The following is an 18,269-nucleotide window of genomic DNA, read 5'->3' as shown; positions in this document are numbered from 1 at the left end:
TCGTTCGTCAGCCTCACGGACCACCGCAGACGCGCGTCCTGCGCGGCTGCGCCTTTTGCCCACGTCCGTGTGGGCAAATCCGGGCTTCCTCTCTACGTTCAGCGCTGCGGATAGCCCGTTCGGGATCCCTACCCGTCTGCTTTGACAGTTTTGTGTGGCCTGAAATGTAGGTTTTTAGATCTACAGCGACTCAGTAGTACCGAGGGGACCCGCCTCTGCGGCTGACGGGCAATCCGCAGCGCTGAGGTGAAGGCAGCACGGCCGGAGATGGCAGCAGGGATGCTGACATCAGGCGTGGCGCGGGCAGGACGCCCGCTCCGCGCCGATCCGAAAGGCGTGATGCCGTAACCGAAGGCACCGCATAGCGGCGTGAGGACCGCCCGCCAGCCGCAGAGGCGGGTCCCGACACTCCAGCCACCACAGCCACAAACACAAACACAAACACAGCCATACCCGAAATACGTCGCTCCGAAAGGCACGATGCCGTAACCGAAGGCACCGCATAGCGGCGCGAGGACCGCCCGCCAGCCGCAGAGGCGGGTCCCGACACATCGACCACACCAGCCACAGCTATTGCTATTCCATAATCACCGCCCCCCAAACCAGTCGGCGAACATTAACACTTTTCTTTTTTGCTAAACCAGTTTAGCTTACTGGCAGATTTTTACTTCAGGACAATCACAATGACGCAACGAATCTGGGTATTGGGTGATGCAGTAATCGATTTGCTACCGGAACAGGAGGATCGCCTGTTGAAATGCCCCGGCGGCGCACCGGCTAACGTCGCGGTTGGCATCGCGCGGCTTGGTGGTAATAGCGCCTTTATCGGCTGCGTGGGCGATGACCCGTTCGGCGAATTCCTGCAGCACACACTACGCGACGAAGGCGTTGATATCAGCAATATGCATCGCGAAAAAGGCCATCGCACCTCTACCGTGCTGGTCAGCCTGGACCAGCACGGCGAGCGACAGTTTACCTTTATGGTGCGCCCCGCCGCTGACCTGTTCCTCAGCAGCGAGCGCCTGCCGCGCTTCGCCGCCGGTGAAGGGCTGCACCTCTGCTCGATTGCCCTCAGCGCCGAGCCCAGCCGCAGCGCAGCGCTGGAGGCAATGCATGCCATCAAACAGGCAGGTGGCTGGGTAAGCTTCGATCCCAATCTGCGCGAAGATCTGTGGCCTGACCACCAGCTGCTGACATCCCTGCTGGATACCGCCTTCCAGCTGGCCGATATTATCAAACTGTCTGAAGACGAGTTAGCGACCCTCAGTGACGCCAGCGATCTTGCCGCGCGTATTGCCGATTTCGGCAGCCGCTATCAGCCCGCACTGCTGCTGGTGACCTGCGGTGCCGAAGGCGTCTGGCTGTGGCAGAACGGCACGCAGCGACACTTCCCGGCTCCAACCGTGAACGTCGTCGATACCACCGGCGCGGGCGATGCCTTCGTTGCCGGGCTGCTGGCGGCACTGGCGCAGGAAGACAGCCCGCTGGCACCGCACAAGCTGGAATCAGCCATTCAGCAGGCGCAGCGCAGTGGCGCGGCGGCCACCACCGCTAAAGGCGCAATGACCGCTCTGCCCTACGCCGCAGATCTCGCCGAAATCCACTAATTAAATGGATAAAATGCTAACCCGATCACACTTCCTAAACCGGGTTAGCAATTCAGATTGATCATTTCGTGCCACCTGGCATAACCTCGCGATCGAACCGGTTTAGCAAAATCATAAAACACACACTCTGGAAAACCGAGAAGATGATCAAACCATCAATTCTGACCCTTGCCATCGGTCTGGCGCTTGCAACACCCACACTCAGTTTCGCCGCCCCGACTCTCAGCAGCCTTGAAGCGCGATTAGCCGCGATGGAAGCACGCCTGCAACAGGCTGAAAATCGTGCTGCCAACGCGGAAACCCGCGCCAGCCGGGCAGAGAAAGATGTCGCCAGACTTCAGGCACAGACGGCCCGTCAAAATGAAGCGGCTACGCTTTCAGCCCGATCGGCAGCGGCAGATTCTCCGGCATCTTCATATTCTGCATCCGGTAGCGCCCAGCCGGGCTCAGCGTCTGTAGCCGCTTCTGCCGTCGCGGGCTCTGCCACTGCGGCGAACGCCCAGCCAGCGCAAACGGCCAGCGCCGCCCCGGTGGAAAGCAAACCCTCGTTCGCTGACGGATTTGAATTCCACGGCTATGCCCGTTCCGGCCTGATCATGAACGACTCGGCTGCAGGCACACAGAGCGGTCCTTATCTAACTCCAGCCGGGGAAACCGGCGGTGCGGTGGGTCGACTGGGCAATGAAAACAACACCTACGTTGAACTGAATTTCGAACACAAACAGCAGCTGGCTAACGGCGCCACTACCCGCTTCAAGGCGATGCTGGCCGACGGGCAGAAGGACTATAACGACTGGACCGGCAGCACCAGCGAACTGAATATTCGCCAGGCGTTTGTTGAGCTGGGCAATCTACCGGATTTCAGCGGTCCGTTTAGCCACAGTACCCTGTGGGCCGGTAAGCGCTTTGACCGCGATAACTTTGACATCCACTGGCTGGATTCCGACGTGGTGTTCCTCGCCGGGACCGGCGGCGGTATCTACGACGTACAGTGGAACGAAGGGCTGAAGAGCAGCTTCTCGCTGTATGGCCGTAACTTTGGTGATATCGAAGCGATTGATAACACCATTCAAAACTACATTGTCACCACCAATAACTTTGCCGGTCCGTTCCAGCTGATGCTCAGCGGCCTGCGGGCGAAGGATAACGACGAGCGGGTGAATACCGCCCGCCAGAACGATAACGCGGGCGACACCGGCCTGCACGCCATGCTGGCCCTGCACAACGACAGCTTCTGGGGGCTGCGTGAGGGTCAGGCGAAAACCGCCGTGCTTTACGGGCGCGGGCTGGGTGCCGAAGTTAAAGGCATCGGCTCCGACGGCAACCTGACCCAGCAGGCTGAAACCTGGCGCCTGGCCAGCTACGGCGTCACTCCACTCAGCGATCGCTGGAGCTTTGCCCCGGCGGTGCTGGCACAGAGCAGCAGCGACCGCTATGCAGCGGGCGACCACTACCGCTGGGCGACATTAAATGCGCGTCTGATCCAGGAAATCAACCCGAGTTTTGCGCTGGCTTATGAAGGCAGCTATCAATACATGGATCTCGATCCGCAAGGCTATAAAGATCGGCAGGCGGTCTCCGGCAGTTTCTGGAAGCTGACCTTTGCGCCGACGTTTAAAGTTGCCGATATCGGTGACTTCTTCACGCGCCCTGAAATTCGTCTCTTCGCCACCTGGATGGACTGGAACAACTCACTGGATCGCTACGCCAGCGATGATTCGTTCGGCAGCAGCGGCTTCAGTGCCGGTGGTGAATGGAACTTTGGCGTACAGATGGAAACCTGGTTCTGATAACCGGCCTGAAACATTAAATCACCGACTGAGGGAATGATGGATTTTGACAAAATAGCCCGTGAACTACTGCCGCTGCTGGGCGGCCGGGAAAATATCGCCAGCGCGGCGCACTGTGCCACCCGTCTGCGGCTGGTGATGGTCGATGATGATAAAGTGCAGAAAGAGGCCATTGAAGCGATCGAAGGCGTGAAAGGCTGTTTTCGTAATGCGGGCCAGATGCAGATTATCTTTGGCAGCGGCATCGTCAATAAAGTCCACGCCGCGTTTATTAAAGCAGCGGGTATTAATGAATCCAGCAAAAGTGAAGCGGCTGATATCGCAGCGAAAAAGCTGAATCCGCTACAGCGCATCGCGCGCACGCTGTCGAATATCTTCGTACCGATTATTCCGGCAATTGTCGCCTCCGGCCTGCTGATGGGCCTGCTGGGTATGGTGAAAACCTATGGCTGGGTCGATGCCAGCAGCGCACTGTTTATCATGCTGGATATGTGCAGCTCTGCGGCCTTTATCATCCTGCCGATCCTGATTGGTTTTACCGCCGCGCGCGAGTTTGGCGGCAATCCGTATCTGGGCGCGACGCTGGGCGGCATTCTCACCCATCCGGCGTTAACCAACGCATGGGGCGTTGCCAGCGGTTTCCACACCATGAACTTCTTTGGTCTGGAGATTGCGATGATCGGCTATCAGGGCACGGTGTTCCCGGTACTTCTGGCCGTCTGGTTTATGAGCCACTGCGAAAAAACCTTACGCAAATTTATCCCTAACGCGCTGGATATTATCCTTACGCCGTTCCTGACGGTGGTGATCTCCGGCTTCGTTGCCCTGCTGATTATCGGCCCCGCCGGTCGTGGGCTGGGAGAAGGGATTTCCCTGGTGCTCAGCACGCTGATTGCCCATGCAGGCTGGCTGGCCGGGTTAATTTTCGGTGGTCTGTACTCGGTGATTGTGATTACCGGCGTGCATCACAGCTTCCACGCCATTGAGGCGGGTTTATTGGGTAATCCGTCAATCGGCGTTAACTTCCTGCTGCCGATCTGGTCAATGGCCAACGTCGCCCAGGGCGGTGCCTGTCTGGCCGTGTGGTTCAAAACCCGTGACGTGCGCACCCGCAGTATCGTTCTGCCCTCGGCGTTCTCGGCGATGCTTGGGATTACTGAAGCAGCCATTTTCGGTATCAACCTGCGCTTTATTAAGCCATTTATCGCCGGTCTGATCGGCGGCGCGGTTGGCGGTGCATGGGTGGTAGCTATGCACGTAAATATGGTCGCCGTCGGCCTGACCGCCCTGCCGGGGCTGGCGATCGTGCAGAGCAGCTCAATGATCAACTATCTGATCGGCATGGTGATTGCTTTTGTTACCGCCTTTGTGCTGTCGTTACTGCTGAAAATCAAAGTTGAGGTAAAAGCATGAGTGACGCCCATCTGGTGAAACAGGCGCTGCGTGCGGTACTTAGCGGCCAGCAGCGCGCGGCCGCCGATCGTCATCGCCCGGCCTGGCATCTGGCTCCGCCCGTCGGGCTGATGAACGATCCGAACGGATTTATTCAGTTTAACGGCCGCTACACCCTGTGCTATCAGTGGAACCCGCTGGCCTGTGCGCACGGCGCCAAATTCTGGGGGCAGTGGAGTTCGGCGGACCTGGTGCAGTGGCGGCACGAACCGCTGGCGCTGGCGCCGTCCGAGAGCTATGAAAGCCACGGCTGCTACTCCGGCAGCGCGGTGGATAACCACGGCGAGCTGACGCTAATCTACACCGGTAATGTGAAGTTTGATGGCGGACGCACCGCATGGCAGTGCCTGGCGGTACAGGACGAACATGGCGAGTTTCGCAAGCTGGGCCCGGTACTGCCGCTGCCGGAAGGCTATACCGGCCACGTGCGCGATCCCAAGGTCTGGCAGCATAACGGCAGCTGGTACATGGTGCTGGCGGCGCAGAACCTGCAGCTACAGGGTAAAATTTTGCTGCTGATTTCCCCCGATCTGCACAGCTGGACGCTGCTGGGCGAGATGGCCGGCAGCGGCCTGAACGGGCTGGGTGAATTCGGCTATATGTGGGAATGCCCGGATCTGTTCCGCCTGGACGATCGTGAAATTCTGCTCACCTGTCCGCAGGGTCTGGAGGCCGACGGCTGGCGCTATCGCAACACCTTCCAGAGCGGTTATTTCTGCGGCACCCTGGATTACGACACGGCGCAGTTCAGCCACGGTGAGTTTCATGAGCTCGATCTCGGCTTTGAATTTTATGCGCCACAGAGCTGCCTGAGCGACGATGGCCGACGTCTGCTGATCGGCTGGATGGGACTGCCGGATGCGGATGAGTTTTATCAGCCAACGCTGAGCCATGGCTGGATACACACCATGACCTGCCCCCGCGAACTGACCCTGAGCGGCGATCGCGTAATTCAGCGCCCGGCGCGCGAACTTCAGCAACTTCGTCAGCATGAGACTCAGCTTAAAGGTATTGCCGGTAACCTGCCGGCACTGGATGTGGACAGTGCTGAGCTGCACGTGTCGATTGATGGCAGCTTCAGCGCCAGTTTTGCCGATGCACTCAATCTTCATGTCGATCGTCATGGCCTGACGTTGGGACGTAAAAATCTGCGTACCGGCGAACAGGAAGAGCGCCACTGGGGCGGTGAGGTGCGCACGCTGCAAATCCTCTGCGATCGCTCCAGCGTGGAGATCTTTATTAACGATGGTGAGGCAGTGCTGTCTTCGCGCTATTTCCCGGACGCTCAGCCGCATCTGAGATTTAGCGGCAGCGCGCAGATTAGCCTCAGTCACTGGAGGTTGCGGCAATGCGTGATAGAATGATCGCCTGTTCATTCACGCCTAAGCCACTGTGACTAAAAACAAACGTATCACCATTAACGATATCGCCCGACTGGCCGGTGTATCCAAATCCACCGCCAGTCTGGTGCTTAATGGTCGCGGTAAAGAGCTGCGCGTGGCGGAAGCTACCCGCAGTCGGGTAATGGAAATCGCCCGCCAGCATCACTACCAGCCCAGCATCCACGCCCGTGCGTTAAATTCCAGCCGCAGTAATACTCTTGGCCTGGTGGTGCCGGAAATGACCAACCACGGTTTTGCCCGCTTCTCTCATGAACTTGAGATGCTGTGCCGCGATGCGGGGCTACAGCTGCTGATCGCCTGCACCGCTGAAAATGCCAGCCAGGAAACGCTGGCGGTCGGTAACCTGATCCAGCGTCAGATCGACGGCCTGATTGTTGCCTCCAGCATGCTGAATGACACCGAATATCAGAAGATTAACCAGCAGCTGCCGGTAGTGCTGTTTGACCGCCATCTGGGTGAGTCATCGCTGCCGCTGGTGATCACCGACGCGACAGCCCCGACGGCGACCCTGCTGGAAGCGGTGGCGCGAGAAGGCTATGACGAAATTTACTTCTTCGGCGGGCAGCCGCGTATCTCCCCCACCCGCGATCGTCTGGCCGGTTATCAACAGGGGCTGGAACGTGCTGGCGTGACGGTGCGCCCGGAGTGGATCATGCACGGCCATTACCACTCCAGTTCCGGTTATGAGATGTTTGCCGATCTTTATGCCCGTCTGGGCCGAGTACCGCAGGCGCTGTTCTGCGCCGCCTGTGGGCTACAGGAAGGCGTGCTGCGCTACCTCAGCCAGCACGGACTGCTGGATACCCCGATGCATCTCTGTAGCTTTGACGATCACTATCTGTATGACGCTCTGTCGGTGCGTATTGATACCGTCGAGCAGGACGAACGCCTGCTGGCGTGGAACTGCTTCGAGATGATCACTCAGCTGATTGATGAACAGCCCCCGGAAACGACTCAGCGCTGGCTACCTGCAAGGCTGAAATGGCGTCGGGCGAAGAATCCAGAAATTTAACCGGGTAATACGCCCTTTCGGGCGTAATGCCGTGTCCGCTTGAAAAACAAAAGCTCAACTTGTCCGGGTAAGCGACATTATTCTGGCATCAGCAAAACCTCACTTCGCCTTCGGTAAGCGGGTTGCATTTTGACATCAGCGCGTCTTGTGCCACTTATCATCGTCGCCTTTATGGTACTGGTGCTTCACTGCGGCCCAGGCCACTTTGTGGGCAACCTCCTCGCGTGAATCATCTCCACGGCGATCGTCGCTCTTTTTATACTGTTCCCAGGCGCTGTTAAATGCTTCTTTATAGATCTCCTGGGCATGTGCAGGCAGTACGTGTTTAACGGCATCAGGCAGCGCCTGGCGGGAATCGTAGGGCATTGTTGACCTCCTGAATGGGCATAAATCAATCACCGTTAAGCCTGGCGCACAGCCGTTTTTTTGCCACCGTATTTTTTTACAGGCCTGGATTGAATTTCTCATTACCGGGCACATTATCCGACTACAAAACTCACTACAAGCGGTTAATACCATCCAATCATTAGATTATAAAAAATAAACACCCTGATATTTCATTAGGATAAAAAGTTAATTATTAAAAATAAAGACTTCAGCATTAATTAACCCCAAGTCCGTAAAATCGCGTAAATTTTTGCCGCCGGGTTAAAAAAAAAGATTACACTTTCGCCACTTGTCACTGATACTTCAGTCACGACTTTAAGAGGCCCCCCGATTTCGTCGGTTTTGGGTCAGCGGATTTCGATAAGGAGCGTTAGCCTATGAGTGCCCACGAGAGCAGTAAAACCCGCCACACCGAGTACTCCCTGATCTTCCCCCTGGCCGCACTGCTGGTACTGTGGTTCTGGGGAAATACCACTTCGCTACCTGTCGTTGTCGGCATCAATATACTGGCGCTGGTGGCTATTCTCAGCAGTGCCTTTAGCGTAGTGCGTCATGCCGACGTTCTGGCACACCGTCTGGGTGAACCCTACGGTTCACTTATTCTCAGTCTCTCAGTCGTTATTCTTGAGGTCAGCCTGATCTCCGCACTGATGGCCACCGGCGATGCCGCCCCGGCACTGATGCGCGACACGCTGTTCTCGATCATTATGATCGTTACCTGTGGCCTGGTCGGCTTTGCCCTGCTGCTCGGCGGCCGCAAATTCGCCACTCAGTACGTTAATCTCGTGGGTGTAAAACAGTATCTGATCGCCATCTTCCCGCTGGCAATTATCGTTCTGGTGCTTCCCGTGGCGCTTCCGGGCGGTAATTTCAGCGTTGCACAGGCGCTGCTGGTTTCAGCCATTTCAGCCGCCATGTACTGGGTGTTCCTGTTGATCCAGACCAAAACCCATCAGAACCTGTTTGTTTACGAACATGAAGACGATGACGGCGATCCGCACCACGGCAAGCCTTCCGTACACAGCAGTGCCTGGCATACCGCGTGGCTGATTGTGCATCTGATTGCGGTCATTGCCGTCACGAAAATGAATGCAAATCCGCTGGGTGAGTTGCTGACGGCGATGAATGCCCCGGAACAGTTTACCGGCTTCCTGGTGGCGCTGCTGATCCTGTCGCCGGAAGGACTGGGCGCGATTAAAGCGGTGCTGGCCAACCAGGTACAGCGCGCGATGAACCTGTTCTTTGGTTCGGTGCTGGCGACGATCTCTCTGACCGTGCCTGCGGTAACGATTATTGCCTCGCTGACCGGGCAGGAGCTGATTTTCGGCCTGGAGTCACCGCAGATGGTGGTGATGATCTCCGCTCTGATACTGTGCCAGATATCCTTCTCTACCGGCCGCACCAACGTGCTGAACGGCGCGGCGCATCTGGCGCTGTTTGCCGCCTATTTGATGACGGTTATGCTGTAACGTAAAAAAGGCCGGGTTCACCGGCCTTTTTTTATTCTTTACTGCTCAATTCTTTTCTGCGTTCTGCTCACCCCGATACACCAGCGTATGTCCAGCCCCATTCAACGTCAGAGTTTGCTGCTGTATTGTCACGCTGGCCCCCGCCGTCAGCACCTGACCCAGCAGTTGTTCCCACTGGTTAAGTTCACCATCGTGACACCGCATCCGGGTCGTTGCCAGCTGCGGAACCGTCAGTCGGCCCTGTTCGAGTTGCCCCTGTCCGAAGAAGCGGTTGCACATGACACCGCTGACTCTCAGACCCGGTGCAAAGCTAATGCCCGGACGTATCCCGGCACGTTGCTCAACGGGTTTGCTATCAACCGCACTCAGCACGAAGTACTGATTCAGCAGCTGCTGCTCATTTAAACGGTTGCCGTCACTACTACAGCCGCTGGCGACGAGCGTTGCCAGCATCAGCAGAATAGATTTCTTCATCATGGCTCCTTGAGTCAAACTTTCGGCCCACACTCCGGCGGGTAACGAGAAGAGCAGGAAAGAAAACGGGCCTGAAAATCAGGCCCGGAGAGATTACGCTGTCTTAGTTGCTGGTATCCAGCTCAGGGAAACTTTTGACCAGGTCGTCAATCGCCTTCATCTGCACCAGGAAAGGCTCCAGCTTGTCCAGCGGCAGCGCCGACGGGCCATCGCATTTGGCATTGGCAGGATCCGGGTGTGCTTCAATAAACAGACCGGCAATCCCCACCGCCATACCGGCACGAGCCAGTTCGCTCACCTGCGCGCGACGACCGCTGGAGGCTGCACCCATTGGGTCACGGCACTGCAGGGCATGGGTCACGTCGAAGATCACCGGGCTGCCGTTGGAAACCTGTTTCATCACGTTGAAGCCCAGCATGTCGACCACCAGGTTGTCGTAGCCGAAGTTAGCACCGCGATCGCACAGAATAACTTTATCGTTGCCGCCTTCCGCGAATTTATCCACGATGTTGCCCATCTGGCCCGGGCTGACGAACTGCGGTTTCTTCACGTTGATTACCGCGCCGGTTTTCGCCATCGCTTCCACCAGATCGGTCTGACGGGCAAGGAAGGCCGGAAGCTGGATAACGTCAACCACGTCCGCCACCGGCTGAGCCTGGCTGGCTTCGTGCACATCGGTGATGATTTTCACGCCGAAGGTTTGCTTCAGCTCCTGGAAGATTTTCATCCCTTCTTCCAGTCCCGGACCACGATAGGAGTGAATAGAAGAACGATTGGCCTTATCAAATGACGCTTTGAACACATAAGGAATACCCAGCTTCTGGGTTACGGTGACGTAATGTTCACAAATACGCATGGCCAGATCGCGGGATTCAAGCACGTTCATGCCACCAAACAGGACGAATGGCAGATCGTTTGCTACCGGGATATCACCAATGCTAACCACTTTTTGTTTCATGTCTTCGCCTTATGTCTTAGAGGTATTCACCGCGCACAGTGCATCAGTGCAGGGTTATCTGTTTCTGTTCAATGGAGTGGATCTGCAGCTTAATCATTTCACTCACCGGATCTTCCGGGCAGTGTTCCACAAAGTAAGCCAGATCGCTCAACGCCACGTGTTCGCATTCCAGCTGGGCGAAAATCAGCCCGCGATCGCGAATTTCATAGGGGTCTTCAGGGTCCATCTGTACCAGAACCTGGCTCACCTGTAGCGCCGTTTCCATCTGTTTTTCTTCCATCAGCGCGGCCTTCAACGTATCGAGCATTTTGCGCAGCACGGCCAGCGGCTCGGCTTCCTGCAAATCGTCATCGTACAATTCGGCAATCGGGCCGATATTGCCTTTCAGCCACACCTCAAGGGTATGTTCATCCAGCGTGTCACCGTTAAAGGGATTGATTAACCAGATATCTTCATCAATCCACTCGGCGCGCAGGATCAGCTGCGTGGGGAAAATAACCGGGCACAGCGGCAGCTCAAGCTGGCGGGCAATATGCAGGAATACAATCCCCAGCGACACCGCCGTTCCCTGACGGGTACGCAGTACATTATCCAGCCACAGAGAATCAGAGAGGCGATAGATACCGCCCGCACCGCCGAATCCCCACTGGTGCCAGAAAAGCTCAATCAGCTTCTCCAGCTGTAAATCGGCTTCAAGCTGCGGCGAAATAGTCGCACGCGCTTCGGCTACCAGCGCCGACAACTGCTCTCTGACGTTTTCAGCCGGAAAGTCGCTGCGAATGGCCAGCGATGCCGCGATAACCGCTTCACTCAGCGGGGCGGCAGTAAAATCAAAATCAGCTAAGGACGTCATACAAACCCCAACAGTGGCATTTTAGTTGTGGCTAACCGGACAATCGCATAAACCGCGACCAGGGCCACAATGAACGCTATCCAGCGCACTTTCTGCGCACGCGGACGTCGTCCGAGGGCAATAAAGCCCAGTGCAATATAGATAATAACGCCAAACAGCTTCTCAGTCAGCCAGCTGCCCTGTGGCGAGAACGGGTAAAAGTGGGTAATCGTGACCAGCAGCACACCGGACAGCAGCAGTAGCGTGTCATTGATGTGCGGCACAATACGAACCCAGCGACGCTGCAGCATGGCAGACTGGCGCTGTAACCACCAGAAACGTAAAACAAACATCAGCACGGTAATGCAAACCGTCAGCAGATGGAAATGTTTTAGCGGAAGATACCATGTAGCCATATTGACTCCTTACTCAGCCAGTTTCTGTCCAAAGGTCACGCGATCGTTACCGCCGTAATCCTGACAGGTTTCTACTGCGGTAAAGTTGTTATCGCGCAATATCTGGCGAACCTCCCCCGCCTGCTGCCAGCCATGTTCCAGCAGCAGCCAGCCTTCGGGGTACAGATGCTGCCCGGCGGCGGCAGCAATCAGTTTGATATCGGCCAGACCGCGATCGCCCGCAACCAGCGCGCTGGCCGGTTCGAAACGTACGTCGCCCTGGTTAAGGTGGCCGTCCGCGGCATCAATATAAGGAGGATTACTGACGATGATGGCGAACTGCTGCCCGTCCAGTGCCGAGAACCAGTTGCTTTGCAGGAAACTGGCATTATTCAGCGACAGCTTTGTGGCGTTATACCGGGCGAGTTCGACGGCATCGGCAATGCGATCGACGCCGGTGACCTGACAGTCGGGCCGTTCACTGGCAATCGCCAGCGCAATCGCCCCGGTCCCGGTCCCGAGATCCAGCACCGCACAGGCGCTCTGCGGCAAGCGCGCCAGCGCCTGCTCAACCAGCACTTCACTGTCCGGACGCGGGATCAGCGTATGGGGAGAGACGCGCAGCGGCAGCGACCAGAATTCACGCTCGCCGATGAGATAGGCCACCGGTTCGCCTGCCGCGCGACGCGTCAGCAGGGCATCGAGCTGCGCCAGCTGGTCGGCATCCAGTTCGCTATCGTCGAAGGCGATCAGCCAGCTGCGCGATTTTCCCGTTACCCAGCCGAGCAGAATTTCCGCATCACGCTTTGGGCTGTCGCCGCCTGCCAGGCGGATGATGGCCTCACGCAGCCAGGCTCGGATCTGCATCAGTCCTGCCCGGCGAGGGCTGCCAGCTGATCGGCCTGATATTCCTGCACGATAGGCTCGATCAGCGAATCCAGTTTACCTTCCATCGCCTCATCCAGGCGGTAGATAGTCAGGTTGATTCGATGATCGGTAACGCGCCCCTGCGGGAAGTTATAGGTGCGGTTACGGTCGGAACGATCGCCGCTGCCCAACAGGTTGCGACGCGTGGAGGACTCTTCCTGCTGACGGCGGGCCATTTCAGCGGCGCGGATACGCGAACCCAGCACGCCCAGCGCTTTGGCTTTGTTTTTATGCTGCGAACGTTCGTCCTGGCACTCCACCACAATACCGGTTGGCAGGTGGGTAATACGGATGGCGGAGTCGGTGGTGTTAACGTGCTGGCCGCCCGCGCCGGAAGAACGGAAGGTATCGATTTTCAAGTCTGACGGGTTGATATCCGGCAGTTCGGCTTCCGGCAGCTCCGGCATCACCGCCACGGTGCAGGCGGAGGTATGAATACGGCCCTGGGATTCGGTTTCCGGCACGCGCTGTACGCGATGGCCGCCGGATTCAAACTTCAGGCGACCGTAGGCACCCTCACCGACCACTTTGGCGATCACTTCTTTAAAGCCGCCGTGCTCGCCTTCGTTGGCGCTCATGATTTCTACTTTCCAGCGACGCGCTTCAGCATAGCGGCTGTACATACGGAACAGATCGCCCGCGAAGATCGCCGCTTCGTCACCGCCGGTTCCGGCGCGCACTTCCAGATAGCAGTTGCGCTCATCGTCAGGATCTTTCGGCAGCAGCAGCACCTGCAGCTGCTGTTCCAGCTCCTCGCTGGCTTCGCGCGCTTCTTTTAATTCTTCCTGCGCCATATCGCGCATTTCCGCATCGTCGAGCATCATCTCGGCGGTTTCAATATCTTCCTGGGTCTGCTGCCACCGGCGGAAACACTGACTGACGTCGGTCAGCTGAGCATATTCACGTGACAGCGCACGGAAACGTTCCTGATCGGCAATCACACCGGCATCACCCAGCATCGCCTCGACTTCTTCGTGACGTTCCTGTAATGCTTCCAGTTTGGCAACAATAGAAGGCTTCATTCGTGTAGTTTTACCTTGTTAATAGAGGCTTGAAACGCTATTCCAGCCCGAGGCTGTCGCGTAAAATTTGCAGACGTTCGCCATCGCCATCGCGTGCGGCCTGCTGAAGAGATTTGGTTGGGGCATGGATCAGACGGTTGGTCAGCTTATGTGCGAGGTCGCGAATGACCTCTTCCGCATTCCCGCCGTTTTGCAGCGCGGCCAGCGCGCGCGCCTCCAGCTCACTGCGGACCTGGTCGGCCTGAGAACGATATTCGCGAATGGTTTCCACCGCGCCCTGTGCGCGCAGCCATGACATAAATTCGCTGCTTTCCTGCACCACGATCGTTTCGGCCTGCACCGCCGCCGCTTTGCGCTGTGCGAGGTTGCTTTCGATGATTGCCTGCAGATCGTCCACGCTGTACAGATAGGCGTTAGGTAATTTACCCACTTCCGGCTCAACGTCGCGCGGTACGGCAATATCCACCAGCAGCATCGGCTGGTTACGGCGCTGCTTTAGCGCCCTCTCAACCATGCCTTTACCAATAATCGGCAGCGGGCTGGCGGTGGAGCTGATAATGATGTCGGCTTCGGCCAGGCGAGAATCAATGTCCGGCAGGCTAATCACTTCAGCACCCACCTCATCGGCCAGCACCTGAGCGCGTTCGCGGGTACGGTTGGCAATCATCAGTTTACTGACCTTGTGTTCACGCAGATGGCGGGCCGCCAGTTCAATGGTTTCGCCCGCGCCAACCAGCAGTACGGTGACCGTGGAAAGTGATTCGAAAATCTGCCGCGCCAGGCTACAGGCCGCGAACGCCACTGAAACGGCGCTGGCACCGATTTCGGTTTCGGTACGCACGCGTTTGGCCACCGAAAACGACTTCTGGAACATCCGCTCCAGTTCGCTGGAAAGAGAATGGCCGCGCTGGGAGTCGGCAAAGGCTTTTTTGACCTGCCCGAGGATTTGCGGTTCGCCGAGCACCAGAGAATCCAGCCCGCTGGCCACGCGCATCAGGTGGCTGACTGCGCCATCGTCATGATGCCAGTAGAGGCTTTTATGCAGGTCTTCCGGACTTAACTGGTGGTAATCGCACAGCCATTTGGTCAGCTGCTCTTGCAAATTCTCCTGCTGTTCTACACTGAGATAGATTTCAGTGCGGTTGCAGGTGGAGAGCACCACGCCACCCTGCACCAGCGGCTGCGCCAGCAGGCTGTTTAAAGCCTGGTCAAGCGTATCCGGCGCGAACGTAACACGTTCACGCAGCGCAACAGGAGCGGTTTTGTGATTAATGCCAAGAGCCAGTAACGTCATGGTGCCAGATTGGGTATATCCCACAGTTGATAGGGTTTTCTGAAGCGCATTCTACAAGATGCGCGGGATCAATAAAAGTCATGCGTGGCCTATCCCTGCAACAAGATTTACCTGTTGTAGCGCAAATCAGACAATTTGAGCGTTGACGCCGCCCGGCAAGCTGGTTAGCGTGAGCGGTTGATTGCGGCAAGTATGCCAGAATTACGTCCGAGGAGTTGACCTGATAATGTTATTGTCGAATCGCCGCCTGATGCGGCTTATTCCCCTTGCCAGCGTGCTGCTGGCGGCCTGTAGCATCACGCCAGAGCCACAGACTCCCGGCCAGAGCCCGACCTCACCGCAGTGGCGCGACCATCAGCAGGCGGTGGAAAAAATTACTCAGTACCAAACTCGCGGTGCCTTTGCTTTCCTTTCCGACCAGCAGAAAGTTTATGCCCGCTTTAACTGGCAGCAAACCGCCCCGGACCGCTATCGCCTGCTGCTGACCAATCCGCTGGGCAGTACCGAGCTACAGCTCGACCAGCAGGGCCAGGTGGCGCAAATCGTGGATAACAAAGGTAAGCGCTACGTCAGCCGCGATGCCGCGCAGATGATCTCACAGCTGACCGGCATGACCATTCCGCTGGATAATTTACGTCAGTGGATTCTTGGCCTGCCGGGAGATGCCACCGACTACTCGCTTGACGACCAGTATCGCCTGCGCGAGCTGAACTACAGCCAGGACGGCAAAACATGGCACGTGACCTATCAAGGCTACGACAGCAAACAGAACCCCACGCTGCCGTCAAACCTGGAACTGCAGGAAGGCAGCCAGCGCATCAAGTTGAAAATGGATAGCTGGACCGTTAAATGATCGAACAGTGGCCCTCACCGGCAAAACTAAATTTATTTCTCTATATCACCGGCCGTCGTGAAGACGGCTATCATAATCTGCAAACGCTGTTCCAGTTTCTGGACTATGGTGACACGCTGACCATTACCGCCGACAGCAGCGGTGAGCTAAAACTGTTAACGCCGGTTGTCGGCGTGCCGGATGAACAGAACCTGATTGTTCGCGCCGCCCGGCTGCTGCGCGAGAAGGCAGCAGCGCGCGGCACCCTGCCCGCCAATGCCGGAGCCAGCCTGGCGGTAGATAAACGCCTGCCAATGGGCGGCGGCCTGGGCGGTGGTTCGTCTAACGCGGCTACGGTGCTGGTTGCGCTAAATTATCAGTGGCAGACTGGTTTCAGTTTTGAAGAGCTGGCGGCGCTGGGCCTGAGCCTCGGTGCCGACGTACCGGTGTTCGTACAGGGTTTTGCGGCCTATGCGGAAGACGTGGGTGAAAAGCTCACGCCCGTCTCCCCGGCGGAAAAATGGTATCTGGTCATGCACCCCGGCGTCAGCGTGGCGACCCCGGTAGTGTTCAACGATCCGTTATTGACCAGAGATACACCATATCGGCAAATCAATGAGCTGTTGGAGGCCGATTTCCGCAATGATTGTGAGGCCGTCGTCAGAAAACGTTTCCGCGAGGTTGAACAGCTCGTTTCCTGGCTGCTAGAATATGCGCCGTCGCGCCTGACTGGAACGGGTGCTTGTGTGTTTGCTGAATTTGACACCGAGTCCGCCGCACGCCAGGTGCTTGAGCTGGCCCCGAAAGAATTGCAGGGATTCGTAGCGCGAGGCGCAAACGTTTCGCCGCTTCACCGCATTCTTTCAGAGCATTCGAGCTGAAGTGACAGCGTCACCATGATCCGGACGCTGCACCAGGCTCATTTAACACCCGCATGAAATCGTCAGTGGTCTTGCGCCAACCCTGACTTAATTTCATTCTCTCGACGCAAAGCCTGAGGTTCTTCTCGTGCCTGATATGAAGCTTTTTGCTGGTAACGCCACCCCGGAACTAGCACAACGTATTGCCAACCGCCTTTACACCAGCCTGGGCGACGCCGCCGTCGGTCGTTTCAGCGATGGTGAAGTGAGCGTACAGATTAATGAAAATGTACGCGGTGGTGATATTTTCATCATCCAGTCCACCTGTGCCCCAACCAACGATAACCTGATGGAACTGGTTGTGATGGTTGACGCCCTGCGTCGTGCTTCCGCTGGTCGTATTACAGCGGTCATTCCGTATTTTGGCTATGCCCGTCAGGACCGCCGCGTGCGCTCTGCTCGTGTACCCATTACTGCTAAAGTGGTTGCTGATTTCCTGTCAAGCGTTGGCGTTGACCGCGTTCTGACCGTTGATCTGCACGCCGAACAGATTCAGGGCTTCTTCGACGTTCCGGTTGATAACGTTTTCGGTAGCCCGATTCTGCTGGAAGATATGATGCAGATTGGCCTGGAGAACCCGATTGTGGTTTCCCCGGACATTGGCGGCGTAGTTCGCGCCCGTGCCATTGCCAAGCTGCTGAACGATACCGATATGGCGATTATCGACAAGCGCCGCCCACGTGCCAACGTGTCTCAGGTGATGCATATCATCGGTGACGTTGCTGGCCGTGACTGCGTACTGGTTGACGATATGATCGATACCGGCGGCACCCTGTGCAAAGCGGCGGAAGCGCTGAAAGAGCGTGGCGCCAAGCGTGTATTCGCTTATGCCACTCATCCAATCTTCTCCGGCAACGCGGTTGAAAACCTGCGTCATTCGGTGATTGATGAGGTTGTGGTGTGCGATACGATTCCGCTGCCAGAAGAAATTAAAGCGCTGCCAAACGTGCGCACCCTGACGCTGTCAGGCATGCTGGCGGAAGCGATTCGTCGTATCAGCAACGAAGAATCCATTTCTGCGATGTTTGAGCATTAATTCACTGGCCGGGTTATTCCGGCCGGTTTGTTTTTAGCGTTCAGTTTTATATAGCCGCTGTCTTTCGGGACGGCGGTTTTTTTGTGTCTGGTCTGTCATAGCTGGAGCATGCGTGTTAATGAGCCAGTCTGTGCCACTGCCGGACAGTCATGGCTGCAGCTCACGGGCTTTTGGGCCAGTCTGTGCCACTGTCGGGCGGTCCTCACGCCGCTTCGCGGTTCCTTCGGTTACGGCATCTGGCCTGTCGGACCGGTGAAGATGGTGCATCCATGCACCAGCTTCACCTGACGCCAACGTCCTTGTTGGCGTCTCCTGGCCATCTGCCTCCACCTCAGCGCTGCGGATTACCCGGCAGTGGCACAGACCGGCCCTCTTGACTAAATGGCGTCGCTGTTGATGAGTAACGGATTAAAAACCTCTTGAATTCAACAAGTGTTGATAACTCATTTCGTATTTCGT

17 protein-coding genes are annotated in these 18,269 nt (G+C 57.0%); 9 read left to right on the top strand and 8 right to left on the bottom strand.

The window, feature by feature from the left end:
• The first annotated feature begins 683 nt into the window (after positions 1–683).
• The 5 genes from IBT47_RS20640 to IBT47_RS20620 all read left to right on the top strand — a co-directional run bounded on the left by IBT47_RS20640 (position 684) and on the right by IBT47_RS20620 (position 7,264).
• Positions 684–1,607, top strand: coding sequence for an aminoimidazole riboside kinase (locus tag IBT47_RS20640; protein ID WP_200562675.1), 924 nt, complete (start codon positions 684–686; stop codon positions 1,605–1,607).
• A 143-nt stretch (positions 1,608–1,750) separates the two neighbouring features.
• Entirely contained in the window at positions 1,751–3,397 is a 1,647-nt protein-coding gene (locus IBT47_RS20635) for a carbohydrate porin (protein WP_200562672.1), read from the top strand.
• A gap of 39 nt (positions 3,398–3,436) precedes the next feature.
• On the top strand, positions 3,437–4,810 hold the full coding sequence (locus IBT47_RS20630; RefSeq protein ID WP_200562683.1) for a sucrose-specific PTS transporter subunit IIBC: 1,374 nt from the start codon (positions 3,437–3,439) through the stop codon (positions 4,808–4,810).
• On the top strand, positions 4,807–6,213 hold the full coding sequence (locus IBT47_RS20625) for a sucrose-6-phosphate hydrolase (protein ID WP_200562670.1): 1,407 nt from the start codon (positions 4,807–4,809) through the stop codon (positions 6,211–6,213). Before IBT47_RS20630 ends, IBT47_RS20625 begins: the two co-directional genes overlap by 4 nt.
• 28 nt (positions 6,214–6,241) lie before the next feature.
• Positions 6,242–7,264 carry a LacI family DNA-binding transcriptional regulator gene (locus IBT47_RS20620; protein WP_200562668.1) on the top strand — a complete coding sequence of 341 codons (1,023 nt, stop codon included), beginning with the start codon at positions 6,242–6,244 and terminating at the stop codon, positions 7,262–7,264.
• Positions 7,265–7,399: 135 nt separating this feature from the next.
• Here IBT47_RS20620 and chaB read toward each other — a convergent pair whose 3' ends face one another.
• Positions 7,400–7,630 (bottom strand): putative cation transport regulator ChaB, encoded by a 231-nt coding sequence (chaB, locus tag IBT47_RS20615; RefSeq protein ID WP_200562666.1) that lies wholly within the window; start codon positions 7,628–7,630, stop codon positions 7,400–7,402.
• A gap of 398 nt (positions 7,631–8,028) precedes the next feature.
• On the opposite strand from chaB, the gene chaA reads away from it, so the two are divergent.
• Positions 8,029–9,120 carry a sodium-potassium/proton antiporter ChaA gene (chaA, locus tag IBT47_RS20610; RefSeq protein ID WP_105594359.1) on the top strand — a complete coding sequence of 364 codons (1,092 nt, stop codon included), beginning with the start codon at positions 8,029–8,031 and terminating at the stop codon, positions 9,118–9,120.
• Positions 9,121–9,165: 45 nt separating this feature from the next.
• Here chaA and IBT47_RS20605 read toward each other — a convergent pair whose 3' ends face one another.
• The 7 genes from IBT47_RS20605 to hemA all read right to left on the bottom strand — a co-directional run bounded on the left by IBT47_RS20605 (position 9,166) and on the right by hemA (position 15,022).
• Positions 9,166–9,594 carry an META domain-containing protein gene (locus IBT47_RS20605; protein WP_200562664.1) on the bottom strand — a complete coding sequence of 143 codons (429 nt, stop codon included), beginning with the start codon at positions 9,592–9,594 and terminating at the stop codon, positions 9,166–9,168.
• Between the two features lie 103 nt (positions 9,595–9,697).
• Positions 9,698–10,552, bottom strand: coding sequence for a 3-deoxy-8-phosphooctulonate synthase (kdsA, locus tag IBT47_RS20600; RefSeq protein WP_105594357.1), 855 nt, complete (start codon positions 10,550–10,552; stop codon positions 9,698–9,700).
• A 43-nt stretch (positions 10,553–10,595) separates the two neighbouring features.
• Positions 10,596–11,405 carry an invasion regulator SirB1 gene (gene sirB1 / locus IBT47_RS20595; protein WP_200562662.1) on the bottom strand — a complete coding sequence of 270 codons (810 nt, stop codon included), beginning with the start codon at positions 11,403–11,405 and terminating at the stop codon, positions 10,596–10,598.
• Complete coding sequence (locus tag IBT47_RS20590; protein WP_105594355.1) at positions 11,402–11,800, bottom strand: SirB2 family protein; 399 nt, start codon at positions 11,798–11,800, stop codon at positions 11,402–11,404. Before IBT47_RS20590 ends, sirB1 begins: the two co-directional genes overlap by 4 nt.
• A gap of 9 nt (positions 11,801–11,809) precedes the next feature.
• Positions 11,810–12,646, bottom strand: a complete 837-nt coding sequence (gene prmC, locus IBT47_RS20585) for a peptide chain release factor N(5)-glutamine methyltransferase (RefSeq protein ID WP_200562660.1) — start codon at positions 12,644–12,646, stop codon at positions 11,810–11,812.
• On the bottom strand, positions 12,646–13,728 hold the full coding sequence (prfA, locus tag IBT47_RS20580) for a peptide chain release factor 1 (protein ID WP_105594353.1): 1,083 nt from the start codon (positions 13,726–13,728) through the stop codon (positions 12,646–12,648). The genes prmC and prfA overlap by 1 nt, the downstream gene beginning before the upstream one ends.
• A gap of 37 nt (positions 13,729–13,765) precedes the next feature.
• The gene (gene hemA, locus IBT47_RS20575) at positions 13,766–15,022 is read right to left on the bottom strand and encodes a glutamyl-tRNA reductase (RefSeq protein ID WP_105594352.1); all 1,257 of its coding nucleotides are present in this window, start codon (positions 15,020–15,022) and stop codon (positions 13,766–13,768) included.
• 226 nt (positions 15,023–15,248) lie between these two features.
• On the opposite strand from hemA, the gene lolB reads away from it, so the two are divergent.
• The 3 genes from lolB (at position 15,249) to prs (ending at position 17,810) form a co-directional block, all read left to right on the top strand.
• Complete coding sequence (gene lolB / locus IBT47_RS20570) at positions 15,249–15,875, top strand: lipoprotein insertase outer membrane protein LolB (protein WP_105594351.1); 627 nt, start codon at positions 15,249–15,251, stop codon at positions 15,873–15,875.
• Positions 15,872–16,735, top strand: coding sequence for a 4-(cytidine 5'-diphospho)-2-C-methyl-D-erythritol kinase (ispE, locus tag IBT47_RS20565; RefSeq protein ID WP_200562658.1), 864 nt, complete (start codon positions 15,872–15,874; stop codon positions 16,733–16,735). The genes lolB and ispE overlap by 4 nt, the downstream gene beginning before the upstream one ends.
• A 127-nt stretch (positions 16,736–16,862) precedes the next feature.
• On the top strand, positions 16,863–17,810 hold the full coding sequence (gene prs / locus IBT47_RS20560; RefSeq protein ID WP_105594349.1) for a ribose-phosphate diphosphokinase: 948 nt from the start codon (positions 16,863–16,865) through the stop codon (positions 17,808–17,810).
• Positions 17,811–18,269 lie beyond the last annotated feature (459 nt).

The organism is Erwinia sp. S43 (assembly GCF_016624745.1).
In the GTDB taxonomy this organism is placed as follows: Bacteria; Pseudomonadota; Gammaproteobacteria; order Enterobacterales; family Enterobacteriaceae; genus Erwinia; species Erwinia coffeiphila.
The sequence above is the reverse complement of the archived record's forward strand: the minus strand, read 5'-3'. Positions and strand labels throughout refer to the sequence as shown.